Source organism: Campylobacter sp. JMF_15 NE4, assembly GCF_027737645.1.
Lineage (GTDB): Bacteria > Campylobacterota > Campylobacteria > Campylobacterales > Campylobacteraceae > Campylobacter_B.
The window spans coordinates 159,707-186,040 of record NZ_JAOVTY010000002.1 but is presented as its reverse complement, the minus strand read 5'-3'; the positions used below and the strand labels follow the sequence as shown (position 1 = coordinate 186,040).

Below are 26,334 nucleotides of genomic sequence, written 5' to 3'. Positions count from 1 at the left end.
AAAATTGGTAAATAACTTATTTTTTTAGGTAGCGTTTATTATCGATTGTGATGATATCGCCTAGATTATCGAGGTATTCTAGGTAAGAAATCGCAAATTTCCTGCTTAAATTTAGCCTCTCTTTGACATTTGCTACATCGGCAAAACCAGCTTCTTTTATCAAATCATAAAGCTTTTTGATAATCTGGCTTAAATTTCCAGCCTCCACAAACAGATTGTGCGCTAGGCGAACTACCTTTTTAGAATATGTTAGTTTTTTCAGAGCGTCATCGCCACTGACGCGGTCGATATCGAGCATTTCGTAGATATTATATGGCGCAAGCGGGGCAATTCCGCCTTTTTTGATGATGTCAAAAATTTTGCCCTCCAAGCTCTGTTTTAAATCCTGTAAATTCGCCCCTTTTTTGATATACACACCACCGGTTTTTTCTATCACACCGGCTGTTTCTAGCTCGCTAAGCACGAGGGAGGCTAAGCTTTCGCTAGCCCAAGAGAGTTTTAGGGCGATTGAGGTTGGGGAAAATACAGCGTGAGGGTTTTTGGCTATGATAAATTTAATCAGCTCTTTGATATCGCCAATCGCGCTATTATCATACACACACAGCGTCGCTTCGTCAAAATATGTATTTGGTATCGTCTTAGCGATCGCCTTTGCGCTATCATAATCCATATCAAATCTCTGATACGCCGAAAACAGCCCAAATCCGTGGCGGTGAAATTTGCTTAAAATTTCAAAGGCTTTTTTGAAATTTTTATGCAAAAGTGCTGTTAAAAACTCTGCCTTATTTGCCTTTTTTAGTGGCTCGATGACCGCATTTAGCACCCTTCCGCCCCCACACACGCGAGAGTTTGCCAAGCATACAAATGGCTCGTCAAATTTCAAAAACATAGTTTTTTCAAATTTAAAATTTATCAAAAATTCGCCACTTCCAAGCTCTTTAATAATGCGCGCTTTTGCCGGCGTTTGCTTTGAGCCCACACAAAAGCTCACATCTTCCCCATGCGCTATTTTGCCACGAAAGAGCGTATCGGCTTCGTTAAATCCCCTAAAAAAGCCCTTTTTGGTAAGGATATAGCCTCGCTCTAACTCGCTAGTTTTAGCATCAAGTGCGATTGCTACGCGGTTTGGCGCATACGCAACCTGCGTGTCGGTGTCGTGGATTTGCAGGCTTTTGGCGGTTAAAATTTTGCCACAATCTGCGCAAAGAAGTTTTTCGCCACGCGAAATCGCCCCGCTAATAAGCGAGCCAGTTACCACTGTGCCAATGCCTTTTAAAGTGAAAATTCTATCTATATAATAATGCAAAATTCCCCCATTTTTGCGCGGTTTTGGCTTTATGTTAAATAGATAAGATTTAAGCTCATCAACGCCTAAATTTGTCTTTGCGCTTAGGAAAAATGTATTTAAAATTTGCAAATTTGAAAATTTACTTATAAATTCCTCGCACTCTTTTTTAACTTCGCTTTGGCGCGCCCTGCTTGTGAGATCGCACTTTGTGATACACAAAACCACGCTTTTTACATCTAAAAGCGATAAAATTTCGATATGTTCCCTGCTTTGGGGCATTAGCCCGTCATCGCTAGCGACGATTAAAAGCGCGCAATCAAACGCATACGCCCCACTAATCATAGTCTTAACTAAATTTTCATGCCCCGGAACATCGATAAATGCGATATTTGCGTTTTTTGATTTTAAATTTGAAAAGCTTAAATCAATCGTGATTCCGCGCTCAATCTCGCTTGCTAGCCTGTCGCCATCGACGCCATTTAGCGCCTTTATGAGTGCGGTTTTGCCATGATCGATATGCCCTGCTGTGCCGATTATGACGCTATTCATACATTTCCTTTAAAATTTTTATTAGTTTTTGCAAATCGTGCTTTAAAATGGCGCGAAAATCAAGCAAAAATTTATCGTTTTCAATGCGCCCGATAATCCCGCGCGCCCTAAATTTCGCTGAAATTTCCTCTGGGCTAGCGTTTTGGCTAAGCACCAAAGCGACGCTATCGTAGTTTTTGCAAGGCAGACTCCCGCCACCCACAAAGGTTTTTGTGCGAATAAGGCTTGCTTGAAATTTAGTATTTTTTAGCGCGTCCAAAACACCCTGCGCGCGCCTTTCAAGCTCGCTAAGGGGCAAGTGAATTTGATCAATCGTAGGAATTAGCGAAAATTCTTTGTTAATGTAAGCCTTAATCGTTTCGTTTAAAATCGCAAGTGTGATTTTATCAGCGCGAAGCATGCGCAAAAGCTGATTTTTACGCAATTTTTCGATTAAGGATTTCTCGCCCAGGATTATTCCGCACTGCACGCTTCCAAAAAGTTTATCCCCGCTAAAACTAATCAGCCTAGCCCCGGAGGCTAAAATTTCGCCAATTTTTGGCTCGTTTTTAGCTAAATTCGCGCCTAAATCATTTACGCTCCCGCTTCCAAGATCGTAATAATCAATGATTTCGCTAAATTTTTCCTCTTCGCAAATTTTAAATTCCAGCTCTTTTTTCTCGTAAAATTCAGCCTTTTTCTCGCTCGCAAATTTTGCTAAACGCGAAATTTCGCCTATTTCCACACTTTGCGTGAAACCTGAAATTTCAAAATTTGAACGATGAATTTTCATCAAAACTGCCGTATTTTCGTTTATGGCGTTTTGATAATCCGAAATTTTAGTCTTATTCGTGGTGCCAATCTCACGCAAAATCGCCCCAGAGTTCGCCATGACCTCGCTTACCCTAAAACTCCCGCCGATTTCGACTAACTCGCCACGACTTACTACGACTTCGCGCCCCCTAGCAAAGGTATTTAGCACCAAAAACACAGCCGCTGCGTTGTTATTTACCACAAGTGCGCTCTCACAGCCAAAAAGCTCAGCCAAAAGCGCGCTAGTATAATCGTAGCGATTGGCGCGCGTTCCGCTATCTAGGTCGAATTCGAGGTTAGAGTAGGCGCAAATCGCCCCCTGCGCACGAGATAAAATTTCAGGCGAAATCACACTACGACCGAGATTGGTGTGAAGCACGACACCGGTTGCGTTGATAAGCGGGCGAAGTGCGAGATTTGCGAATTTTTCATAGCGAGATTTGATTTGCGCGATGATTTGCTCTTCGCTAGCGCACGAATTTTCGCCATTTACTAGGCTGGTTCGAAATTCGTTTATGACCTCTTTTGCAATCCGCAAAACCACAGGCTTCAAAAGTCCGTGAAATTCTACGCTATTTGCGATTTTATCGACTTTGGGAAGTTTGATTTGCATTTAAAAAATCCTATAAATTTTGTTTTTACGGACCATTTTTATCACTATTTTTATTAAAATTTAACATGCCAAAAAAATTACAAATTTAACTTATGTTTAGTTTAAATTTACATTTAACGATTGTTTAGAAAATGAGTGTAAAAAATGCGAATTTTGTTTTTAGGATAGAAAATGAGCGAATACGGATTTAGCCCAGTGGGGGTAAAAGAGGCCATTTTAGGCGATAGCATAGAGATTTGCGCTGATAGCGACAGACACTTTGTCGTGGCAAATTCGCCTAGCTTAAAGGCTGAAATTTACGCGCCAGAGATAAATTTTTATATAAATTCCACAAACGATGAAATGCTTCAAATCGCTAGAAATGTCGAAATTTTATACGAAGCAAAGGCGGTGATGTTTGATTATGGCGCGGATAATGCCTATCAAAAACCAGTGGGAAAAAATATAATTTTCGTAAGCGATAATGAGCGCAAAAGCAGTGTAAATGCGCTCAAAAACGCTGGATTTAAGGTGATTTGCCTAACTCACGCTGAGGTGAAATTCGTCTATGGTGGGATTGGGGATTTGAGTGTAAGCGTGCTAAGTAACACCGATGAATACGAGGTTGAAGCCGATTTTTTCCTAGTAGAAAATGCAAAAAGCTATCAACTTCGCCAAAGTGGTTGCTATGAAATCGCAGGGTTAAATGATGATGAAATTTTAGCTCTCGTATCCGAAAAATCGCCGATTTACACTTACAAAAACAACATTTCATTTAACGCAAACCTCTGTCAATACGAGGGCAGGAGAGTGGAACTGTGTGCTAAATGCGTGGAGGTTTGCCCTAGCGTGGCACTTTTGAAAGATGAACAAAATCGCAAGCTTGAAATTTCGCATATTGATTGTATAGCCTGTGGTAGGTGCGTGAGCGTCTGTCCCACAGGCGCGATTAGCTCGGCAAAACAGCCACCAATCGCAATTAGTCAAATGGCAAAACTCTACGCTGGCAAAATTCCGCTTCTTGCCCATGAGGCGAGCTTTGGCGAGATTTCGGGCGTGAGTTTGCCCTGCGGCGTGCTTCCATTTGGAGTTTTTGCTAAATTTCAGCTTGATGAGGTTTTTTTGCTTAGCATAATGCAAGAAACAGGCTCGCAGGTTGTGCTTTTTGAGGGCGAGATTTGCGAAGCCACAAAAGATGCGATAAATCTCATAAATAGCGTTACAATGGCGATTTATGGCGTGCAGGGAGTGTTTGTGGCTAGCGATAAAAAGGGGCTTGAAACTGCGCTAAATTTGGCTAAAAGCGGGCAAAAATGGAAATTTAGCCTAAATGAGACAAATTTGAGCAAAATCGAGATTTTTTCAGCTCGCATGGCATTTATGGTGGGCGAGGGCGATTACGGCGTGGTCGCAAACGGCGCGTCGCAAAGCCACGCTAAAATTAGCATAAACGAGCAAACCTGCACGCTGTGCCTATCGTGCGCGGGCGCGTGCAACACAGGCGCACTTTTTGCCGATAAAAGCGATAATTCGCTCAAATTTAACGCTTCGCTTTGCGTGGGGTGCGATTACTGCGTGCGAAGTTGCGCCGAAAAAGATACTATGGCGCTTGATCTATGTGGCGTAGAGCTTAAAAAAGAGTTTTTCGAGTATCAAATTTTAGCTCGCGACGAGCTGTTTGAGTGTATCGAGTGCGGCAAAAAATTTGCCACAAAAAAGGCGATTATGAAAATCGCAAATTTGATGAGCGCGCACTTCGCAGACGACGCGGATAAGGCAAAAACGCTGTTTTGTTGCGCTGATTGTAAGGCGAAAATTATGATTTTAAAGCAAATGCAAGAGGAGATTTGAAAATGGATTTAAATTTGATTAAGGCTAGGTCGTATTATTATGAATTTTTCGCAATTCCGTTTTTTTTCTACGAAAACGGGGCTAAATTTAGCCTATGGAAAGAGCAACTCGAATTTCTAAAATCATCGCCGATTAGCGAAAGCGACACTGGGAATTTTGAAATTTTGCAAAATTTTAGTTTTGAGGAGTTTAGGCGCGAGCAAAACGATGTTTTGTTTGATTTTTCCTTTGTCAATGTCCCGACGACGGCTAGTTTTTACGATGAGGGCAGGGACGAGGGCAGAATGAAAATCCTCATCACAAACACGCTTAAAAAGAGTAAATTTCGCCGTAACAGCGAGCTTTGCAAGGATAGCGAGGATTTCGTGGGATTTATTTTTTATCTGCAATCTTCGCTTTTGCGCGATGAGGCGGAGTCGCAAAATGGAAATATTTTCCTTTCAACCGAGCTTTTTGTAAGCGTGATAAATGAGTTTTGCGACCATTTTATGGGGCTTTTAAAAGAGCATAAGAGTTCGAAATTTTTTAGGGCGTTGGCTGGGATTATGGAGAGTTTTTTTGCTTTGGAGCGTTCGCTTTTGGCCCTGCCAAAACCGCAAAAAGATAAAAATATCGCCAAAGAATCAATTAATGCCAAGCTTTACCGCGGAAATTTCAAAAACGCGAAGCACAATTTCGAATTTGACGAGTAAATTCGCTAAAATTTTGGCGAAATTTGGCTAAATTCGCCGAATTTTAGCCTTTCTTAAAATAAAATTAATCTTAAATTATAATTTTATTTTTAACCGCTTTATTATTAACTTTTCGTTAATATCAGCTATTTTAAATTATGTAGCAGGCGTTACGACAAAGATTAAAATAAAATTTCCTTTTAAAGGAGAGATTATGCAAAGCAAACGCAGAGATTTTCTCAAAAAATCTCTAAAAGTCGGCGCCGTCGGTGCCGTAGGTATAGCTGCTAGCGTAGCTAGTGCAAACGGTGATAAAGACACTCCCCAACCAAACACAGTTCGCGGAAAATCACCAAAAAAAGAGGTGCTTTACTTTGAAAGTGAAGCGTGGCAAAAATACTACAAAGTAGCGTATTAGGAGTAGATTATGAGTGAAAATACGATCGGCAGAAGGTCGTTTTTAAAACTCGCTGCTTTGGGCGGTGCTAGCGTAAGTGCGTTTGGAGCTAACGACACACTTCGCGAGGCGACGGAGCAAGAGATTAAAAACCCTTTTCCAAATTCGGTTTATAAAAAGACGGTTTGCTCGATTTGTTCGGCAGGGTGCGGTATCATCGCACAGGTCGATGAGAGCACAAACACTTGGATTCGCCAAGACATGGCGGTAGATCACCCGATTTCGCAGGGAAGCCATTGCTGTAAGGGAATCGATCAAATCGATTTAACCAAGTCAAAAATGCGTTTAAAATACCCACTTAAAAAAGTTGGTGGCAAATGGGAACGCATAAGCTGGGAGCAAGCAGTTGATGAAATTTCAGCAAAAATGCTAGAAGTGCGAAAAGAAGATGGTCCAGATAGCGTAGAATTTCTAGGTTCAGCTAAATTTTGCAACGAACAGGCATTTTATTTTAGAAAATTTGCAGCATTTTGGGGTTCTAATAATATAGACCATGTTGCTAGAATTTGACATAGCGCAACAGTCGCCGGTGTGGCGAATACATGGGGTTATGGCGCTATGACAAATCACTTCGGTGATATGGCAGCAAACTCAAAAATGATACTTTTCATCGGTGCAAATTCAGCCGTGGCAAACCCAGTTGGTGGTATGAAACATGCTCTGCAAGCCAAAGATAGAAATGGTGCAAAAATCGTCGTTGTAGATCCCGCATTTACTAGAACTGCGGCTAAGGCTGATATGTATATCAGAATCCGCCCTGGCACAGATATTGCATTTGTCTATGGTATGCTTCATCTGATTTTCAAAAATGGCTGGGAAGATAAAGATGTCATCGCAAATCAATCTTACGCAATTGATGAAATTCGCGCAGAGGCTGAAAAATGGACACCAGAAGAGACAGTAAATGTTACAGGCTGTAAGGTCGAAGAGTTGCTTGAATTTACAAAAATGTTTGCTACGACCAAGCCAGCTACGCTGATTTGGGCTCTTGGTATCACTCAGCACTCTGTGGGTAGCTCAAATACTAGAATTCTTTCGATTTTGCAATTAGTTTTAGGAAATATGGGCAAACCGGGCGGTGGAACGAATATTATTCGCGGTCACGATAATGTTCAAGGTTCAACCGATATGGGTTGTTTGGCTGATACCTTATCTATGTATTATGGATTAGGTGATGCGGCGTGGAAACACTACTGCAAGGGCTGGGGCGTGGATTTTGATACATTTGTCAAACGCTTCGCTACGACCATTAAAGAGCCAAAACAAGGCGGAAAAGTTGCTGGAACAAATTTTGATGAGTATTTCCATGTCGATCCAAACGCCGAGAAAGAGATAACTTGGCGCAATGAAAAAGGCTATTCGCTCTCTAAATGGTGGCAAGGCGTCTTAAAAGAAGAAAAAACATATTCAAGCGGAAATTTACGCGTGCTTTGGGTTCAGGGCACAGGAATCACCTCTATGGCGCATTTGACTAAAATTCAACAAGCTGTTGATAAGCTAGATATGCTCGTCGTAGCTGAGCCTTTCTTAAACGAAGTTGCGATTTTAAGCGATAGAAAGGACGGCATTTATGTCCTTCCAACTTGCACGCAGTTTGAGACAGAGGGGCATTTGCAGGCTACAAACAGAACTGGTCAGTGGCGCACTCAGGTCATCAAACCAATCTATGAGAGCAAGGAAGACCACGAAGTAATGTTTATGTTCGCTAAAAAATTTGGCTTTTATGATGAATACACTCGCGGTATGAAAATGGAAGTCGTAAATGGCGAAATCAAGCAGGTAAAAGCCGATAATGAGCCTTTTGTCTGGCCAGATGACGCTACAAACGAGATCGCAAGGTGCGGTCATAGTATCGGCGCACAAGGTAGAACCGCAGAGAGATTAAGACGCCACCAAAGAAACTGGGAATTTTTCGATCCTGATACGCTAATGGGAATTGGTGGCGAAGTCGAGGGCGAATACTTCGGACTTCCGTGGCCTTGCTGGGACATTAAGCACCCAGGCACGCCTATTTTGTATGATTTAAGCAAACCTTATGAAAAGGGCGGCATGGGATTTAGAAATCGCTTTGGTTTAGAGCACGACGGCGTTTCACAGCTAGCGGGCGAGGGCATAACTCTGCCGGGAGCGAAGATTTCTGGCGGACATGCGCATTTGCTAAAAGATAATATCGAAGAAATGCTAGGAATCACGCTTAGCGAGGAAGAAAAGGCAAAAATGGGGCCTAGTTGGAGCGATGATTATAGTGGAATCATCAACCAAAAAGCGCGCGAATTTGGAATTTGTCCTTGTGGAAACGCAAGGGCTAGGGCGAAAGTTTGGGAGTTTGCCGATCCAATCCCTAAACACAGAGAGCCGTTGCACTCTCCGCGCTGGGATTTGGTAGAAAAATACCCTACATTTGACGATCAGGCTAAAAATTTCCGTGTCGAGGTTAAATTTATCAGCGAACAGAAAAAGCAGGATTGGAGCAAGGATTTCCCTACGATTATGAGCTCAATGAGACTTGTAAATTTAAGTGGCGCTGGTATGTTGGAGCGCACTAGCAAATACCTTGCAGCAATCACGCCAGAGATGTTTGCCCATGTCAATCCAAAACTAGCAGCAGATTATGGTATAGCTGACGGGGCGATGATGTGGATACACTCGCCACAAGGCACGAAAATCAAGGTCAAATGTATATATTCGCACTCTGTTACGCCAGATCGCATAGTGCTTCCGTATAACTTCGCTGGAATTATGCAGGGTGTGGATCTAAGCTCGCGCTATCCAGAGGGGGCGAAACCTTATGTCATCGGTGAGAGTTCGAACACTATCACGAATTACGGCTTTGATATAAATACGCAAATTTCGGAATTTAACGCCGGACTTTGCCGTTTGGAAAAAGCGTAAGGAGTAGATAATGGGAAGAATGAAATTTTATGTAGATGTCCAAAGATGTATCGCATGCTACGGCTGTCAAGTAGCCTGCTCTAATGCGCACGAAGTCCCTGTGGGCATTAATAGACGCAAGGTTTTAATCCTAAATGAGGGTGTTCCTGGCAAAGAGGTGGCTAGCTCGATCGCATGTCAGCACTGCACAGACGCGCCATGTGCGCAGGTTTGTCCGGTGCAGTGCTTTTATATCAGGGCTGATGGGATTGTCTTGCATGATAAAGATAAATGTATCGGTTGCGGATACTGCTTGTATGCGTGTCCGTTTGGTGCGCCGCAGTTCCCACGAGACGGAGCTTTTGGTATAAAAGGCGCAATGGATAAATGCACAATGTGTGCAGGAGGTCCTGAGGAGACATTTTCTAGTGCCGAGCTTCACAAATACGGCCAAAACCGCATAGCTGAGGGCAAGGTGCCAATGTGCGCGGCGATTTGTTGCACAAATGCGCTTTTAGTCGGCGATAGCACGAAAGTTTCGGAAGTTTATCGCAAACGCGTGCTTACTCGGGGCACAAATTTATAAAATTTTGGGAGAGAAATCTCCCAAAATTTCTCAATTCTATAAATTCTTAATCCTAAATTTGCTACAATCTTTGAAATTTTTTCGGAGAAATTTGATGAAAATTAAAATTTTAAGCGTTTTTATGATTTGTATTTTTGCGTTTTTTACAGGTTGCGCAAAAGCGCCGGTAAATAGCGGGATCGTGCGCACGAGCGAGCCGATTTTTGTCACCAAAATGCCAGAGAAAAAATTCATCAGCGTGAGTTTTACAAATACTAGCACGAGTGATTTAAATCTAACCTCGGCTGTGAGCGAGTATCTGGTAAAAGACGGATTTACGGTAGTAAAAAACGAAAAAGACGCCACGATTAAGGTGGGTGGAAATATAAATTATTTTCGCTTGCTAAGCGTTGGTGGGGATTATTACGCAAGACCTAGGTTTAGTTTTGGCTTTGGTTTTGGTGGTGGCAGAGGTCATAGACACAGCCACTGGGGTGTAGGTATGGGATTTCCGATGTTTTATGATCCGTGGTATGATGATGTCCCAGAGAGGCTTTATGATGCGCAGGTTGGCTTGCTAATCAGTGTGAAAAATGGCAAGGCTTGGCAGGATTATACTACGAATTTGACCTATCAAAACAGTAGCTCAAATTTGTCAAAATCGCGCGCAATCGACGCATTTAATTATAAAATTTACGAACATATAAAACAAATTTTAAGTAGGTAAAAATGATAATAAACGAAAATAAAAAACCAGTTAGAGCAACCTTGGTCGCTGCCCTTATTTTGGCAGTTTGTGGCGGATATTTGTATCATATCGGATATGGCGGGATCGCGCTTTTTATGTCGGCGACTTGTGCTGTGAGCGCGCTGTTTTGTCTGAAAAAAATGTTTAGCAAAAAACATATCGAAATCACCGATGACGCCCTAAAAATCGTTATAAACGAGCGCGAGTGCGAGTTTAAATTCGCCGATATTAAAAATATCAATGTCAAAACTTTCACCGCTGGCAAAAAGCAGGTTAAGCTTTTAAATTTCGAATTCAAGCGCGCTCTCGATTTAGACGATACTTATAATTTTTTGCATTTTTATACTGATAAAGAGGCTACGATGCCCGATATCTACGAAACCTCAATCTATGAAATAAATAAAATTTTGCGCGCTAAAATGGGCTTTGAAAACGAACCCGAAGAGCCTAGCGCAAATTCTAAAAAACACGGCAAACGCAAATGATAGACCCAGCCATCACCAGCGCATTTTTGCGCGGGGCTGGGCTCATGCTATCGATGATTGTGGCGATTGGCGCACAAAATATCTTTGTCATCTCGCAAGGCCTAGCCAAAAGCTATATTTTCGTCGTTTGTGCGCTTTGCACCCTGCTTGATATCGTTTTTACTGGATTTGGCGTCTTTGTCGTAGGCGAAACATTTGCCAAAAATGAGCTTTTGACACTGATTTTGGGCGTGAGTGGAATTTTGTTTTTGCTAAGTTACGCGCTAGCCTCATTTCGTAGCGCATACAAAGGCTCGCACTTTGCCAAAATCAAAAACGCTAAAAACGCCTCGCTGCTTCCGGTGGTTTTAAAAACCCTAGCCGTAACCGTGCTAAATCCGCATGTTTATCTAGATACTATCGTCGTTATCGGCTCGACATCAGCACCCGTGCCAAGCGAGCTAAAAATTTGGTTTTTTTGCGGGGCGGTTTTGGTATCCTTCGCGTGGTTTTTTAGCCTAGGATACGCTGCGAGGGCGCTTGCTGGGCTGTTTGCGAACGAAAAAGCATGGCGGATCATAGATAGCGTGGTGGGCGTGATAATGGTCTATATGGCGTATTTGATAGCGGAATTTTTGTTTAAAATTTAGCTTTTAAGTGCGTTTTTGATAAAATTTGCAAATTTTGTTTAAAGGAAGAAAAATGAGCCATATTTTGATTATCGGAGCAGGTGGAGTAAGCCGCGTAGCAACCGTGAAATGTGCGATGAATTCGCAGGTTTTCACCAAAATAACTCTTGCTAGTAGAACCAAAAGTAAATGCGATGAAATCGCTAAATTTATAAAAGAGCGCCTTGGCGTAGAGATCGCAACGGCTAAAATCGATGCTGATGACACGGAAGCTGTGGCAAAATTCGCCAAAGAAATCGGAGCAGATTTGCTTTTAAATGTGGCTTTGCCGTATCAGGATCTCACACTAATGGACGCTTGTTTGAAAGCTGGTATCCCATATATCGATACCGCAAACTACGAGCACCCAGACACCGCGCACTTTGAATACAAACTTCAATGGGCGAAAAATGATGATTTTAAAAACGCAGGAATTCCCGCACTTCTAGGAAGCGGATTTGATCCGGGCGTTACAAATGTATTTTGCGCTTATGCACAGCAAAATTTATTCGATGAAATAAATGAGATTGATATACTTGATTGCAACGCAGGAGACCACGGATACGCGTTTGCGACAAATTTTAACCCAGAAATTAATTTGCGTGAAGTCTCAGCTAACGGTCGCTACTGGGAAAATGGCTCGTGGATCACCACAAAACCGCTTGAAATAATGATGAAATGGGACTATCCCAAAGTCGGCGTAAAAGATAGCTATTTGCTTTACCACGAAGAAATGGAAAGTTTGGTTAAAAATATCAAGGGCTTAAAGCGAATTCGCTTTTTTATGACCTTTGGGCAAAGTTATCTTACGCACATGCGTTGCCTAGAAAATGTCGGCATGCTTCGCATTGACGAAGTCGAGCATAACGGCATGAAAATCGTGCCAATTCAGTTTTTAAAGACTTTACTTCCTGACCCAGCAAGTTTAGGACCACGCACCAAAGGCAAAACAAATATCGGCTGCGTGATAAAAGGTTTTAAAGACGGAAAACCGCGAAAAGTTTATATCTACAATGTCTGCGACCACGAAGAATGCTACGCTGAAACTGGCGCACAGGCTGTTAGCTACACCACAGGTGTGCCAGCTATGATAGGCTCGATGATGATAGCAACTGGCAAATGGAGCGGAAAAGGCGTATTTAATATGGAAGAATTTGATGCCAAACCATTTATGGACGAGCTAAATCGCCAAGGCTTACCATGGGAAATCATCGAAATGGATCCAAACGAAACTAGGGTGGCAGAGTAAAATTTGCCCGTAAATTCGCTAAATTTTGGCTCAAATTTGAGCCAAAATTTTAAATTTAAAGCAAAACCTTACCCATACTACTACTTATAAAATCCACAAGAAACGGCATTATAGCGCACAAAACCGCACATAAAGCCACGGCGAAATTTATCGGTGCGCTACTTTGGCGCAGTGCGGCGCGAAATTTGGCCGAGCGAAAGTCCGCCTCGCACAAAAACATACACACGATTAAACGCAGATAATAATACAGCGCAACCGCGCTATTTACCGCCATTATCACAGCCAAGCCGTAAAATTCACCCCTAATAGCAGAGCCAAGCAAGTAAAATTTGCCCCAAAACAGCCCAAACGGCGGAATCCCAGCAAGGCTAAGCATAAAAATAGCCAGAGCAATCGCGCGCAGTGGAAATGTGTGGATAAGGCCGTTAAATTTCTCATACGGGTATTCGAAACGCGCCCAAATTTCGCTACCGATGCCGTGCAAATCCCTTTTTTCCCTTGCGCTCCAAAGCACGGCAAACGCGCCTAAATTCGCCATTGCGTATAAAACCCAATAAACAAAAAGGCTTAAATTTGCTTCCGTCGTGCCGATAACTATGGCGCAAAGCCCAAATCCAGCGTGGCTAATCGCGCTGTAAGAGAGCATGCGTTTGACATCGTGCTGGACTAGTGCCATGACATTTGCCACGCTCATTGTAAGCACGGCGATTGCGTATAAAACCGAGTTAAGCCACGCTACGCCTATGTTTTGTAGTGCTTCAAAAAGCCTAATAGCTACGATGAAGGCTGCGATTTTGGGCGCGACGGACATAAAGCCACTAAGGGCTGAGCTAGCGCCCTCGTAAGCGTCCATAATCCATGCGTGAAATGGGATAAACGATAGCTTAAAGCCGATAGAAGCTATCATAAATGCACTTGCGCCAAACAGAGCCGCACTCGTGCTAAGGCCTGAATTTTGCGCAATCATAGCGATTTGCGAAATTTCAAACGAGCCTGTGATTAAGAAAAATAGCGCCGCACCAAATGCGTAAAACGCTGAACCCAGTGCGCCCATTACGAAATATTTAAGCGAGGCTTCGATAGAGCGCGCGCGGTTGTGCATGGCAATGAGTGTATAAAGTGCCAGCGATGAGGTCTCTAATCCAACGAAAATCATCATTAAATTTTCGCTTGATACCATAAATTCATACCCTAAAATCATAAAAAGAAAAATGGCGAAAAACTCCGCCACGCTGTATTCGTGCGCGCTTTTAGCCCCAAGGCTTAGCCAGATATAAAACACGCTACAACCCAAAATTATGAGTGTTGCAAGAATTGCTAGATTATCAACTAGCATAATATCGAAAAAGCCTCTTGCGCCGCCGCTGTATCCAAAAACGAAGCCAAAGTCCAAAATAAGGGCTAAAAGTGTGATTATGGCGTAGAAGTTTTGGGGTAATTTGCGCCCAAAAAGGCAAATGGCTAAAATCAGTAGTGCAAACACGCACAAAATCGCCATTGGCACGATTACGGCTAAATTTAAAAGACTATTTTGCATTTATCACCGCCTTGAAATTTGCTTTTTCTATGTAGTTTTTGGTGGCTAAATTTTGGGCGTTGTGCGCCATTGCAGCGATATTTTCGCTCACACTTGGCGAAATGCGACTAAGCATAAAATTTGGCGCGACACCTAGGAAAATGCACAAAACACAAATCGGAACAATGCTTGAAATTTCGCTAAATTTCAAATCTTTTAAGCTTCTGTTTTGTTCGACGCAAATTTTGCCAAAAAATGTTTTTTTGTATAAATTCAAGCTATAAATCGCCCCCATAACTATACCAAACCCGCCAAAAAGCGCATAGCAAAAGCTGATTTTATAAATGCCAAGCAGGCTTAAAAACTCGCCCACAAATCCAATCGTAAGCGGAAGTCCAATCCCGCTAAATAAAACCACGCCAAAGCAAAACGCATAAACTGGCATAATTTTGGCAAGTCCGCCAAATTCGCTTAGCAGCTTTGTGTGGCGTCTATCATAAATAAATCCCACAAGCATAAAAAGCCCGCCAGAGGTGATTCCGTGGCTAATCATTAAAAATATCGCCCCGCTAACACCCTCGCTTCCAAGCGAGAAAATGCCTAGTATTATCACGCCCATGTGAGCGATAGAGCTGTAAGCGACGACTTGTTTTATGTCTTTTTGCGCAAATGCGATGAAGCTGGTATAAATCACCATAATTACTGCCAAAACGCACATTAAAGGGGCGAAATGCACGCACGCATCAGGGAAAAGTGGCAACGAAAATCGCACGAAGCCGTAAGTTCCCATTTTTAGCAAGACAGCCGCTAGCAAAACAGAGCCGATTGTAGGGGCCTGTCCGTGCGCGTAAGGTAGCCAAGTGTGAAATGGAAACATCGGCGTTTTTATCGCAAAAGCAATCCCGAAAGCCAAAAATAGCAAATTTTGCGCATTTATTGGCAAATTTAGCCCCTGCCACGCGATGAGATTAAAGCTAAACTCGCCAGTGGATTTGTAGTATAAATACGCCATTGCGATTAGCCCCACGAGCAAAAACATAGAGCCAAAAAATGTGTAGATAAAAAATTTCACCCCAGCATAAATCCTGCGCCCGCTTCCCCATGCGCCGATGATATAGAGCATTGGGATAAGTGAAAGCTCCCAAAATATATAAAATAATATCGCATCAAGCGCGACAAATACCCCAATCATCGTCATTTCTAAAAACAAAACCGAGATGATTAAATTTTTAACCCTCTCCCTTATGCTTAGGCTAATTAGGGCTAAAAATGTCATTAGCGTGCTTAAAATCACCAAAAATAGGCTAATCCCATCTACGCCGATAAAATAGCTTATCCCATACGCGCTAATTATGCTAGCTGAGGTGCTAAACGAAGTCCCGCCCTCATAAAAAGCCAGCAAAAAGAGCGAAAGCGCAAATTCTATCAGGCTCATCATCACGGCATAAGTTTTTATGCTCCGCTCATCGATAAAAACCCCAAGCGCCCCAGCGACGGCTGGGAAAAATATAATTAAACTTAAAAAATGCTCCATAATCTACCTTAAATCAAAAATACTAAAACCAAAAGCGCAAAAAAGCCAAAAATCATCAATCTCAAATTTGTGCCCAAATTTGTCCCGTCATTTGCGCCTTGGAGTGCAAAGCCCATTTTTAGTAGCGCTTTGGCGATTAGATCTACAATGCTATCAATGATTGCGCTATCTATTTTGGCGCAAATTTGGCTTATGATTTTATAGCTTCCCACTATGAAAATGTCGTAAAATTGCGGTATAAAATACTGCGCGCTTAAAATTTTGTAAATTTTAGAATTTTTCAAATTTGGGCTAAATTTTGCGTTTTTATATGCAAAAATTGTAGCGATTGCCACAACGCTAATAGCACCTAGCGTTAAAGCGATTAGCAAAATTTCGGTGTTGTGCGAAATTTCATTATGAAAGCTTGGCAAAACATAGCCCACAAAGCCGTAAAACTCAGCCGCGAAAAAGCCGCAAATCATCGCCAAAACCGCCAAAACGCTCATTGCAAGCAGAGCATAAGACTTCGCCTCGTGCGGGTCGTGGTCGTATTTTTTCTCGCCAAAAAAGACAAGCATTAAAAGCCTAAAACTATAAAATGTAGTCAAAAGCGCGCCAAAAAACAAAACCGCCCAGATAAAGTGCGCCCCACTAGCAAAGGCAGTTTCTAAAATTTTATCCTTTGAGAAAAATCCAGAAAATGGATAAAACCCGCAAAGTGCTAGCGAACCGATACTCATAAGCGCAAGGCTAGGCTTCATAAATTTAGCCAGCGCGCCCATTTTTTGGATATTTAGTTTGCCTGCCATAGCGTGCATTACATTTCCAGCCCCAAGGAAAAGAAGCGATTTAAAAAACGCGTGAGTTACAAGGTGAAAAAGCGCGATAGCATACGCCCCAAGCCCTGCTGCTACGAACATATAGCCAAGTTGGGATAGCGTAGAGTAGGCTATGATTTTTTTAAGATCATTATGCACGCACGCCATTGACGCGGCAAAAATCGCTACAAACGCCCCAAGATAGGTGATAGCTTGCGCCACATCAGGGGCGAGCGCAAAGATAGAATTTGCCCTAATCACCAAATAAACGCCAGCCGTAACCATAGTCGCAGCGTGGATTAGCGCAGAAACTGGCGTAGGTCCCGCCATAGCGTCAGCTAGCCATGTATGAAATGGAAACTGTGCGCTTTTGCCCATAGCACCGATGAAAAGCAAGGTGGCAATGAGCGCAAGTGCGCCCCTGTCGGCACTGCTAGCGTTTGCTAGGACATCATCATAGGCAAACGAGCCGAAATTTAGATAAATCGCAAAAATTCCAAGTAGCATGGCAAGGTCGGCTATGCGGTTCATGATAAAGGCTTCGTTCGCGCACCAGGCGTTATTATCCCTATCGTGCCAAAAGCCGATTAGTAGCCACGAGCAAAGCCCCACGCCCTCCCAGCCGATAAAAAGCCCGATAAAATTATCGCTTAGCACTAAAACTAGCATTGAAAAGACAAAAAGCCCAAGGTAAGCGAAAAATTTGGCGAAGCCCGGATCTTTTTGCATATAATAAATCGAATAAATATGCACCACGGAGCTTACGATCCCCACGGTAATCGCCATAATCGTGCTAAGAGAGTCGATCATCACGCCGTATTTTATATTTAGTTCGCCCACACTTATGAAATTTGCTAGCGCAATGTCCATACCGCCGTTTTGCAGGACAAATTCCACTAGCCACAGCGAAGCGATTGTGCCAAGCACTATTAGGCACGAGCAGATGACACCCACGAATAATTTATCCCTAAATTTGATAAAAATCCCAGCGAAAATCGCCGAAACTAGCGGGGCAAAAAGTGCGATTAATAGCCAAAAAAACATAGTATCAAGCATTTTTTTCTCCGCGTGGAATTTTAAAATTTACAAAACTATCTATTTCGATACTGCCTGTTTTTTTATACCACAAAATCAAAAGCGCTAGTCCCACGGCAATCTCGCTAGCAGCGATTGCTATGATAAAAAGGGCGAAAATTTCGCCATTTAAATTTTGGTGAAATTTAGCGATTGCCACAAGGGCTAAATTTGCAGAATTTAGCAAAATTTCGGTTGAGAAAAATAGCATTATTAAATTTTGTCTTTTCATAACCCCCACAAGCCCCAAAACAAACATAAGACTTGCCACGATTAAATAGTGATTTAGGCTCATGCCTCCTCCTTTATCGCGCTTTCTTCGTAGCTTTGGCAAATATCCATTTGTTTGTGAGTTAGCACGATAGCGCAAATCATCGCCACAAGTAGCATTATGGCGACCACCTCGAAAATCAGCAAATATTTCGTAAAAAGCAGAGTTCCGATAGCTTGGATATTGTCGCTATTTGGGATTTTAAGGCTTGGCGCGTCATTTGCGATGAGCGCACCTGAGATGATTAGCACTAGCAAAAGCGAGATAAAAATGGCTAAGGTGTAGAAGATTTTGGCATGTTTTGCGCTCTCTTTAACATTTTTGCTAGCGTCAAAAAACATAAGCGAAAACCCATACAGCACCATTACTGCGCCCGTATAGACTATGATTTGCACTACGCCTAGAAATTCAGCCCCGAGCAAAAAGAAAAATCCGCTCAAAAATATCATGCCGCCAGCCAGTGCGCTCATAGCATAAAGCAAATTTCGCGAAAACACACTCACGCTAAAAAGCCCCAAGGTAAGGATTGCGAAAAAATAAAACGCAAAAGCCTCTATCATAAGCTCTCCTTTTCATCGCTAAAATACGCAGTAGGCGTGCGCTTCACGCGCGCTCCTGCGTTCGCGTCCAAGCTTCCATAGCCCTCAAATTCTTTATTTGCATCTACCAAGCACAAATCCTCGCCCCTGCTTAAAAAATCCTCTTTAAATCCATAATACGCCCGCTGTTCGCTTGCTAGCTCGTATTCGCTACCATGCACGATTGCGATTTCTGGGCAGACATCGGCGCACAGCCCACAATACACGCACCTGCCTAAATTTATGGAGTAGTTTTCGACCTTTTTGCGCCCGTCGCTTCCAAGGCTAGTTTGCATGGCAATGCAGTTTGAGACGCAGATTTTTTCGCATAGCCCACAGCCTATGCAGCGCTCATTTCCGCTTTCTAGCAATCTCATTAGCCTATGCACGCCACGATACCTTAATCCCAAATCAAATTTTTCTTGCGGATAGATTAGAGTGTGGGTATTGCCACGGGCAAGCATTTGGCGAAGCACGACCCAAAGCCCCACAAAAAGCTCGCCCCTAAATGTGCGAATTAAAAATTCTCTAAATTTGTCTTTGTTATTTAAAAGCGGTTTTCGTTTGTCGATTTCTTTGTAAATTCCCATAATCTTTCCTATAAAATCACAATGCCAGTGATCAAAATACTAAGTAGCGCTAGTGGCATGCAAACCTTCCAACAAAGCGCCATTAGCTGGTCTGGGCGCAGGTGCGGAAATGCCGCTCTGCTCCATAAAAACAAAAAGAAGAAAAAGCCCGCTTTAAGGGCTATCATCACCCAGCCAGGAATAAACCAAAAGCTATTGTATCCGCCAAAAAATATGAGCGAGATTACGATAGAGTAGGTTATCATATTGGCGTATTCGCCGATGAAAAACATACCGCCCCTTAGCCCAGAATACGCCGTGCTAGCCCCTGCTAAAAGCTCGGTTTCGTTCTCGGTAAGACAAAGTGGTGTGCGGTTACACTCTACAAACGAAGCGATTAAAAATAGCGCGAAACATACTGGCTCTTTCCACACGAACCACTTCTCAATACCGCCACTTTGGGTATTTACGATATCAATTAGCGAGAGTGAGCCCACAATCATAATAATAGGAATTAAGCTTAAAGCATTAATAACCTCAAAGCTAATTAGCTGCAAAAACGCACGAAACGAGCCGATTAGGCCGTATTTATTATAGCTTGCCAAACCTCCGATTACTAGCCCATAAACGCCGGCAGCACTAGCTCCAAGCAAAAACAAAAGCGCGACATTTATATCAGCGATAATTGGGCGAATAGTATGGCCAAAAAGGCTAAATTCAGGCAAAAGTGGCACCACGCTAATAGCCACAAGCGCAGCGGCAGCTGAGATAATCGGCGAAATTTTATAAAGAAACTTATTCGCATGCGTTGGGATTGTATCTTCTTTGGTGATTAGTTTAATCATATCGGCTACGACTTGAAGCACGCCAGCAGGCCCCACGATAGCAGGACCGAGGCGGCGTTGCATATAGGCAATGACCTTGCGCTCGATATATGTCGCAAAGCCCGCCATTGTGGCGATTAGAGCGATGATGATTAGACATTTGGCAAAGGTAAATGCGAAATTTAGGGCAAACTCACTCATTATTGCCTCCGATTTTTTCGATTTTTACGGCTTTGTAGCGCGAATTTACAAAAATATTTTGCGTAGGGATTTTTGCGTCAAAATACGGCAAATAAATTCCGCAAAATTCATTGTCAAATTTGACTTTGACTACGATTTTTTCGCCCTCGCACTCGATTTTTACTATATCGTTATTAGCTAAATTTAGCTCTTGCGCGATTTGCGGGTGCATAAATATCGCGCCACTTTCGCCAAGACCTGCGCTAATGCCGGTAAATGCGTTAAATTGGTGAAGTGGGTTTGCTTCATATATTAAAATTTCGCCATTTTTAGCGCAAATCTCATCTGAAATAAAGATGTCAAATTTATCAGAATTTGGCGAAATTTGGCGGTTTTGCAGAGGGTATCCGCGGTGATTTTCCCCGCAGTTGTCATAAAAATTCTCTAAATCATCAAATTTGATTTTTTCGAAATACTCGCCCAAATTTGGCGTGTATGAAATCGCGAAAGGGGCATTAATGCCAAGGGCGTTTGCGATATCGTTTAGCTCGTATCCGCCGTATGCCAAGGCCGCATTTGTCGGCACTACGCGCTTGTCGTAGTTAGTGAAGGTGCCCTCTTGCTGCACTAGGCTAGGCGCGTGTAAATCTGCCTCACTCACGCCAAATTTAAAATCGCCGTCCTCGTTGTATCCTAAAATCTCGCCAGCTCCCTTCTTACTAAGATTGCAGATTAGCGCCACGCCAAGGCTATTTGTGCGAGGCGGTATGATTAAGACGCTAAAATTCGTGTATCGCTCAACCATGCCAAGCAGTTTTGCAAGGGTGCCAGAGCGCGGATGTTTGATAAAATCCTCGCCGATGATTAGGGCGGGATTTTGGGCGTTTTGGCAAATTTTGCGGAGGGCGTTTTCGTCTAAATTTAGGTTTTTTGCGAAATTTGAAACTTTATTTTCGCCTGAAATTTCAAAATTTGCGCCCAGCTTTTTATCCAGCCACTCTGGCATTTGCGCGCCAAAATTTTGCAAAATCCATAGCAAAATTTGCGCTTCCAAACCCGCCTTGTGCTGGCATGAAATGAGATTTTTGCCAAATGCGTCTAGCCCGCTATCACGCACGGCGTGAAAATACAGAGCGCGCGATTTTCGCACTTTTAGGGCGTTATTTAGCGCGTAAGCCAAATTCGGCGCGTCCGAGCGCAAAAAACTGCCCGCACACACGATAAAATCGCTATTTCGCACGGCTTGTTCGCTCCCGCTGTATAATTTCATACCGCTATATTCGCTAAAATTTCGCAAAAAATCTTGATATCTTTTGGCCTCAAAGTTTATCAAATTTAGGTCAAATTTTTCGCGCAAAAGCTCTAAAATTCGCGCTTCCTCGTTTGTAATGAAGCTGTTAAATTTGATATTTTTGATAACGCCGGTTTTTATTTTTTCTGCAATTTCATTAAATTTGACTTCATTTTTAACCGCGTTTTCGTTTGAAAAATCCCAGCCAAAGCGCGCCCCAGCGTGAAGAGGGGCAAAATTTATATCGCTAGTAACTCTGTAAATTTTCTCGTCCCCGTCGCTTATGGATTTGCGTTTTACCTCGTAAAAAAGCAGTTCGCAATCGCTCGTGTGCGGGTTGGAGGCTGGTATTTTGCGAAGCTCCCAAGCATTTGAGCTGTATTTAAAGGCACTCACGCTTAGTGCGCCAGTAGGGCACGCGGCCGCGCATTCGCCGTAATTTACGCAATCATCATCATCGCTAACGCGCGCGATTAGGCTTTTTTGCATTTTATTTAGCACGGCGTAGGCGTCTTTTGGCATGCTATCTTTTAAATTTGGACTTAGTGGCTCGCTCTGGCGCGCTATTAGTTTAAAGGCGTCAAATCCTAGGCGATCTTTGGCGGTTTTTATACAGCGTTCGCACACAATGCAAAGGCTAGGATCGTAGCTCAAAAACCCCCAATCCTCGATTTTTTTCGCGCTATCAACTACGGCGAAGGATTGAGTGCTAACGCGCATTTGCTGGGTTAGGTTTTGCAATTCGCACTCGCCACTTTTATCGCATACACCGCACTCCAATGGGTGATTTATGCAATAAACCTGCATTATGGCGTTGCGCTCTTTGCTTAAATTTGGCGAGTTTGTGATCACGCTCATGCCATCTTTTGCCTTGGCGTTACAGCTATATACTACCTTTTCATCGGCTTCGACCATACACAGCCTGCACGCTAGCGTGGGCGACGCGCCGTGCAGGTAGCATAGAGTCGGGATATAAATCCCGTTTTCGCGCGCGATTTCTAAAATGCTCTGCCCTTCGCTAAATTCGCAAATTTGCCCGTCGATTGTAATTTTTGCCATTAAACCCTGCTTATTTTGGCAATTTCGAAGTCATAGCCACTGAAATTTTCTCCCCCAAAACCAAGTCTTGCGACCGTGCCTTTTAAATTTGCGTCTAACTCAAATTTGCGTTTTACGCTAAAATTTGGCGTGCTTATCTCGCACATATCGCCGTCTTTGATCTTTGCGACCATGCTAAAATACGCCCCGCCGACGAATTTATCATCGAGGCTGTGTTTGAAAACTACGGCACCATCGAAGTTTTCTAGCTCTTTTAGTTCGCTTAAATTTTGCTTTTGCGGGCAAAATTCCTCGCCATTTAGGCGCAAAATTTTAAATTTATACTCATTTTGTAAAAGCGATAAAAATGTTTGGATATTTTCTTTGTCGCTGTGAGTATCGATAAGAGCGTCATCTATAATGAGGATTTCGCAACCACTCAAAAATTCGCTCAAAACCTCGATTTCCTCGTCTCCGACATTGCTCTCTGCGCTCATAAACGCGTCGTCTAAATCCTCAAAAAACGCCTTTTGCGTGGCGCTCAAATTTGGCAAACTCATACACAAAAGCGCCAAAACATAGCCCTGTGCGCCGATTTCGCATTTGATTAAATTTTCATAGCCCTCATCTTGCAGGGCAGAAAGGGTTAAAATTTCATCATTTTTAAATTTTTCCCATAAATTTGGTGCTTGTAATCTTAGCAACGAAGCGCAATTTAGTATTTTCATTTTTTTCCTTTTCTAGCGACTATCATCCAGTCAGCTTGGTTGTATCTAAGTGAGTTTAAAAGTGTCGAATTTAGCCCTTCTACGAGGTTTGCACTGGCTTTGATTTGGTCGAATTCTCCCATTTCAAAGATAAAAATCATAGTCTCGTTTGGGGCAGAGTTTTTCAAAATTTCCCCCATGCGGTTTAGGAAATTTCCCCGTAAATGGCGCAAATCGTATCGTTTCATCGATCCACCTCGCCAAGAAGTATGTTTGAACTACCGATTATCGCGGCTGCGTCGGCTAGGTAGTGGCCTGGCAGTATTTCTTCATACAGCGCGCAGTGCCAAAAGCTAGGCGTGCGCACTTTGAGTCGATACGGGCGCGAATCCCCTGTGGAGTAAATGTAGTATCCAAGCTCGCCCTTTGGGGTCTCGGTAGCGTGATAAATCTCGCCAGCAGGGGGTTTTAGCCCTTGCGTAATTAGGACAAAATGTTGCATGAGCGAGTAGTTTTGCGTCATAATCTGCTCTTTGCTAGGGCTTACAAATTCTGGATTATCGGCTAAAATTCCAGCTGGCGAGCTTTTATACAGCCCCGCACACTGGCGCAAAATTTTAAGACTTTCCTTCATTTCGGCGATATAGCATTTATACCTAGCGTAGCAATCCCCAGCGTTCGCGTAAGGCACATCGAAGTCTAGCTCGTCGTAGATGAGATAAGGCTCCTCTTTTCTGATATCCCATTTATGCCCGCTAGCCCTTAGCATGACGCCAGAACAGCCCAAATTTAGGGCGTCTTCTTTGGAGATTACACCGACATCTTGGGTGCGCAAAAGCCAAATTCTATTATTATCTAGCAAATCTTCAAATTCTTTAATATCATTTGGGAAATCATCGCAAAAGCTAAGCATTTCCTCGCACCAAAGCTCAGGCAAATCCACAAAAACGCCACCGATTTTTATGCTATTGTGCGTTAGCCTCGCGCCGCAGTATTTTTCTATGAGATCCAATACATGCTCGCGCGAGCGAAAGCAGTATAAAAACACGCTCATAGCCCCGATATCTAGGGCATGCGTGCCCAAAAAAAGCAGGTGAGAGCTAATGCGATTTAGCTCTAATAAAATCGTGCGAATAATCTGCGCTCTGCGTGGCACCTCAATACCGCATAGCTTCTCCACAGTAGCGCAAAATCCGTAGTTATTCGCGCTTGCTGCGATATAATCCATGCGATCAGTTACTGGCACAAATTCGCTATAAATCATATTTTCTGCCATTTTTTCCACGCCTCGGTGCATGAAGCCAACCTCTGGGCGTGCGCGCACGATTAGCTCGCCGTCGAGTTCCAAGACTAATTTTAGCTGACCATGCGCGCTAGGGTGTTGGGGGCCGAAATTTAATATCATATTGCCTCCAACGCGCGTAAATTCGGCATTTTCGAAAAATGGTCTAAGTTTGGTCGGTTTTTGCATTATTTTCTCTCTGTTATGATTTTGTGTGCGCCGCGTTTGGCCTTTTTGATGAAGCGCACTCCGCCAGATTCTTGGTATTCTTGCGCGCTAGCTTTGCTCGGTCTAGCCTCGCCGTAAGGGGTCTCGTGGTTTATGCGCGAGAAATTAAATGTATCTTTGTCATCAACCATAGCCGAATCGCGGTTTTCCTCGCCGATTAATTCTCGCTTTTCGCGCCCGAAAATTTTATCCACCTCATACCATTTGGCAAATTCGTCGCCTTGGAGCGGATATGATTTTAAAAGTGGGTGGCCAAACCAGTCATTTGGCATTAAAATTCGCCCCAAATTTGGGTGGCCCGCAATCCATACGCCCATCATGTCGTATAATTCACGCTCCGCCCAGTTCGCGCTTTTAAAAATACCTGTCGCGCTTGGCAGATACTCGCCGGTTTTTACGAAACATTTGGCTCTCATACGGCGGGTTCTGTGTATGTCAAGTAGCTGATAAAAGACCTCGATTCCGCCACTTTTAGCTATGAAATCAACCCCGCTTAGCTCGCATAAAATTTCATATCCTAGCTCTTTGCATGCTTGAAGCGCAGGCAAATTTTCATCTTTTTGTATGTAAATTACAAGGGTGTCAAATTCGACATAAGCGTTTAAAATTTCAAATTTGGCTAAATTTGATAAATTTTCAAAATCATCGCTAAATTTGGAATTTTTCGGGTCAAATTTTTCACTTTTTTTGGGGACGAAAAATCTATCGTTGTAGTAGTTTTTCGCGCTTTTATCGCCCTTTGGTGTGTATTTTCTCATCAAATCAGCCTTTTTGGTTTTTGCGTTCTACATGCTCTTTCGCGGCGGATTTTTTTCTGCAAAATCATCAGCGCAAACTGCAATGTCTCTGGTCTGGGCGCACAGCCTGGCAGATAAATATCCACAGGCACCACTCTATCACAGCCCTGAACCGTGGCGTATGTGTTAAACATACCGCCTGTATTGGCGCAAGAACCCATTGAAATCACCCATTTCGGCTCAGGCATCGCGTCATATAGTCTGCGGGTGAATTCGGCGTGTTTTTTCGTAAGCGTGCCTGCGATTATCATCACATCGGCTTGTTTGGCTGAGGCGCGAAAAATCGTCCCAAACCTGTCGAAATCATACCTGCCAGCGCCTGCGGCCATCATCTCTATCGCGCAGCACGCTAGCCCATAGGTCATAGCCCACAGCGAATTTGACCTGCCCCAATTTATCAGCTTATCGGCAGTGGTAAGCACGATAGGAAGGCCATTTTCTTTGGTGTAGTCTATTTTGTGCTCTGCCATGAAAGCGCTCCTTTTTTCCACGCATAAACAAATCCCACGCCAAGCAATGCGATGAATAAAATCATCTCGGCAAACCCAAACGCGCCTAAGAGTTTGAAATTCACAGCCCACGGAAACATAAAGATAATCTCAACATCAAAAAGTATAAACAAAACCGCGACTATGTAAAAGTGTGAATTTATCGAATTTGGCTGTTTTACGGCCTCTGGGCCTGCTTCGTAAAAATCATTTTTCAATCTCTCATCATTGCGATTGGCGAGTTTTTTACTGATAATCGAGCTTAATTTCACGGTGAGTGAAAACACGCAAAACGCCAAAATAAACATAATAAAAATGCCTAAATATGACGAATCGTTTGGAAGTCTTGACATTTTTTACCTTAAATTTGAAAATTTGGCTTAATTTTATCA

25 protein-coding genes are annotated in these 26,334 nt (G+C 43.0%); 9 read left to right on the top strand and 16 right to left on the bottom strand.

Going from position 1 to position 26,334, the window contains the following annotated elements:
- Nucleotides 1-16: 16 nt before the first annotated feature.
- Entirely contained in the window at nucleotides 17-1,837 is a 1,821-nt protein-coding gene (gene selB / locus OFN98_RS05230) for a selenocysteine-specific translation elongation factor (RefSeq protein ID WP_270874288.1), read from the bottom strand.
- A complete protein-coding gene (gene selA / locus OFN98_RS05225) occupies nucleotides 1,830-3,242 on the bottom strand; it encodes an L-seryl-tRNA(Sec) selenium transferase (RefSeq protein WP_270874287.1) in 1,413 nt (470 codons plus the stop codon). Before selA ends, selB begins: the two co-directional genes overlap by 8 nt.
- 171 nt (nucleotides 3,243-3,413) lie before the next feature.
- On the opposite strand from selA, the gene OFN98_RS05220 reads away from it, so the two are divergent.
- From OFN98_RS05220 to OFN98_RS05180, 9 genes are all read left to right on the top strand, one after another.
- Nucleotides 3,414-5,072 (top strand): 4Fe-4S binding protein, encoded by a 1,659-nt coding sequence (locus OFN98_RS05220; protein ID WP_270874286.1) that lies wholly within the window; start codon nucleotides 3,414-3,416, stop codon nucleotides 5,070-5,072.
- Between the two features lie 2 nt (nucleotides 5,073-5,074).
- Entirely contained in the window at nucleotides 5,075-5,764 is a 690-nt protein-coding gene (locus OFN98_RS05215; protein WP_270874285.1) for a hypothetical protein, read from the top strand.
- 193 nt (nucleotides 5,765-5,957) lie between these two features.
- Nucleotides 5,958-6,161 carry a twin-arginine translocation signal domain-containing protein gene (locus OFN98_RS05210; RefSeq protein ID WP_270864785.1) on the top strand — a complete coding sequence of 68 codons (204 nt, stop codon included), beginning with the start codon at nucleotides 5,958-5,960 and terminating at the stop codon, nucleotides 6,159-6,161.
- A 9-nt stretch (nucleotides 6,162-6,170) separates the two neighbouring features.
- Nucleotides 6,171-9,092: a formate dehydrogenase subunit alpha gene (locus OFN98_RS05205; RefSeq protein WP_270864786.1), complete on the top strand. Its 2,922-nt coding sequence runs from the start codon at nucleotides 6,171-6,173 to the stop codon at nucleotides 9,090-9,092.
- A 10-nt stretch (nucleotides 9,093-9,102) separates the two neighbouring features.
- On the top strand, nucleotides 9,103-9,657 hold the full coding sequence (gene fdh3B / locus OFN98_RS05200) for a formate dehydrogenase FDH3 subunit beta (protein ID WP_270862929.1): 555 nt from the start codon (nucleotides 9,103-9,105) through the stop codon (nucleotides 9,655-9,657).
- 94 nt (nucleotides 9,658-9,751) lie between these two features.
- Entirely contained in the window at nucleotides 9,752-10,363 is a 612-nt protein-coding gene (locus OFN98_RS05195; protein WP_270874284.1) for a hypothetical protein, read from the top strand.
- Between the two features lie 2 nt (nucleotides 10,364-10,365).
- Nucleotides 10,366-10,869 carry a hypothetical protein gene (locus OFN98_RS05190; protein ID WP_270858453.1) on the top strand — a complete coding sequence of 168 codons (504 nt, stop codon included), beginning with the start codon at nucleotides 10,366-10,368 and terminating at the stop codon, nucleotides 10,867-10,869.
- A complete protein-coding gene (locus OFN98_RS05185; RefSeq protein ID WP_270874283.1) occupies nucleotides 10,866-11,498 on the top strand; it encodes a LysE/ArgO family amino acid transporter in 633 nt (210 codons plus the stop codon). Before OFN98_RS05190 ends, OFN98_RS05185 begins: the two co-directional genes overlap by 4 nt.
- A gap of 52 nt (nucleotides 11,499-11,550) precedes the next feature.
- The gene (locus OFN98_RS05180; RefSeq protein WP_270874282.1) at nucleotides 11,551-12,765 is read left to right on the top strand and encodes a saccharopine dehydrogenase family protein; all 1,215 of its coding nucleotides are present in this window, start codon (nucleotides 11,551-11,553) and stop codon (nucleotides 12,763-12,765) included.
- Nucleotides 12,766-12,820: 55 nt separating this feature from the next.
- On the opposite strand, the gene nuoN is transcribed toward OFN98_RS05180, so the two are convergent.
- From nuoN to OFN98_RS05110, 14 genes are read right to left on the bottom strand one after another with little or no spacing between them, the layout of a single operon-like run.
- Complete coding sequence (gene nuoN / locus OFN98_RS05175) at nucleotides 12,821-14,302, bottom strand: NADH-quinone oxidoreductase subunit NuoN (RefSeq protein ID WP_270874281.1); 1,482 nt, start codon at nucleotides 14,300-14,302, stop codon at nucleotides 12,821-12,823.
- On the bottom strand, nucleotides 14,292-15,815 hold the full coding sequence (locus OFN98_RS05170) for an NADH-quinone oxidoreductase subunit M (RefSeq protein ID WP_270874280.1): 1,524 nt from the start codon (nucleotides 15,813-15,815) through the stop codon (nucleotides 14,292-14,294). Before OFN98_RS05170 ends, nuoN begins: the two co-directional genes overlap by 11 nt.
- Before the next feature lie 8 nt (nucleotides 15,816-15,823).
- Nucleotides 15,824-17,671: an NADH-quinone oxidoreductase subunit L gene (nuoL, locus tag OFN98_RS05165; RefSeq protein ID WP_270874279.1), complete on the bottom strand. Its 1,848-nt coding sequence runs from the start codon at nucleotides 17,669-17,671 to the stop codon at nucleotides 15,824-15,826.
- On the bottom strand, nucleotides 17,664-17,984 hold the full coding sequence (gene nuoK, locus OFN98_RS05160) for an NADH-quinone oxidoreductase subunit NuoK (protein WP_270858447.1): 321 nt from the start codon (nucleotides 17,982-17,984) through the stop codon (nucleotides 17,664-17,666). Before nuoK ends, nuoL begins: the two co-directional genes overlap by 8 nt.
- Entirely contained in the window at nucleotides 17,981-18,520 is a 540-nt protein-coding gene (locus OFN98_RS05155; RefSeq protein ID WP_270864793.1) for an NADH-quinone oxidoreductase subunit J, read from the bottom strand. The genes nuoK and OFN98_RS05155 overlap by 4 nt, the downstream gene beginning before the upstream one ends.
- On the bottom strand, nucleotides 18,517-19,128 hold the full coding sequence (gene nuoI, locus OFN98_RS05150) for an NADH-quinone oxidoreductase subunit NuoI (protein WP_270862937.1): 612 nt from the start codon (nucleotides 19,126-19,128) through the stop codon (nucleotides 18,517-18,519). Before nuoI ends, OFN98_RS05155 begins: the two co-directional genes overlap by 4 nt.
- 8 nt (nucleotides 19,129-19,136) lie before the next feature.
- The gene (gene nuoH, locus OFN98_RS05145) at nucleotides 19,137-20,132 is read right to left on the bottom strand and encodes an NADH-quinone oxidoreductase subunit NuoH (protein WP_270858444.1); all 996 of its coding nucleotides are present in this window, start codon (nucleotides 20,130-20,132) and stop codon (nucleotides 19,137-19,139) included.
- Nucleotides 20,125-22,461 (bottom strand): NADH-quinone oxidoreductase subunit G, encoded by a 2,337-nt coding sequence (locus OFN98_RS05140; protein WP_270874278.1) that lies wholly within the window; start codon nucleotides 22,459-22,461, stop codon nucleotides 20,125-20,127. The genes nuoH and OFN98_RS05140 overlap by 8 nt, the downstream gene beginning before the upstream one ends.
- Nucleotides 22,461-23,168, bottom strand: a complete 708-nt coding sequence (locus OFN98_RS05135) for a hypothetical protein (protein WP_270874277.1) — start codon at nucleotides 23,166-23,168, stop codon at nucleotides 22,461-22,463. Before OFN98_RS05135 ends, OFN98_RS05140 begins: the two co-directional genes overlap by 1 nt.
- Nucleotides 23,165-23,395, bottom strand: coding sequence for an NADH-ubiquinone oxidoreductase subunit E family protein (locus OFN98_RS05130; protein ID WP_270858441.1), 231 nt, complete (start codon nucleotides 23,393-23,395; stop codon nucleotides 23,165-23,167). Before OFN98_RS05130 ends, OFN98_RS05135 begins: the two co-directional genes overlap by 4 nt.
- Nucleotides 23,392-24,618, bottom strand: a complete 1,227-nt coding sequence (gene nuoD, locus OFN98_RS05125; RefSeq protein WP_270862941.1) for an NADH dehydrogenase (quinone) subunit D — start codon at nucleotides 24,616-24,618, stop codon at nucleotides 23,392-23,394. The genes OFN98_RS05130 and nuoD overlap by 4 nt, the downstream gene beginning before the upstream one ends.
- Nucleotides 24,618-25,415 carry an NADH-quinone oxidoreductase subunit C gene (locus OFN98_RS05120; protein ID WP_270874276.1) on the bottom strand — a complete coding sequence of 266 codons (798 nt, stop codon included), beginning with the start codon at nucleotides 25,413-25,415 and terminating at the stop codon, nucleotides 24,618-24,620. The genes nuoD and OFN98_RS05120 overlap by 1 nt, the downstream gene beginning before the upstream one ends.
- Complete coding sequence (locus OFN98_RS05115) at nucleotides 25,415-25,924, bottom strand: NuoB/complex I 20 kDa subunit family protein (RefSeq protein WP_270864800.1); 510 nt, start codon at nucleotides 25,922-25,924, stop codon at nucleotides 25,415-25,417. The genes OFN98_RS05120 and OFN98_RS05115 overlap by 1 nt, the downstream gene beginning before the upstream one ends.
- The gene (locus tag OFN98_RS05110) at nucleotides 25,906-26,295 is read right to left on the bottom strand and encodes an NAD(P)H-quinone oxidoreductase subunit 3 (RefSeq protein ID WP_270864801.1); all 390 of its coding nucleotides are present in this window, start codon (nucleotides 26,293-26,295) and stop codon (nucleotides 25,906-25,908) included. Before OFN98_RS05110 ends, OFN98_RS05115 begins: the two co-directional genes overlap by 19 nt.
- Nucleotides 26,296-26,334 lie beyond the last annotated feature (39 nt).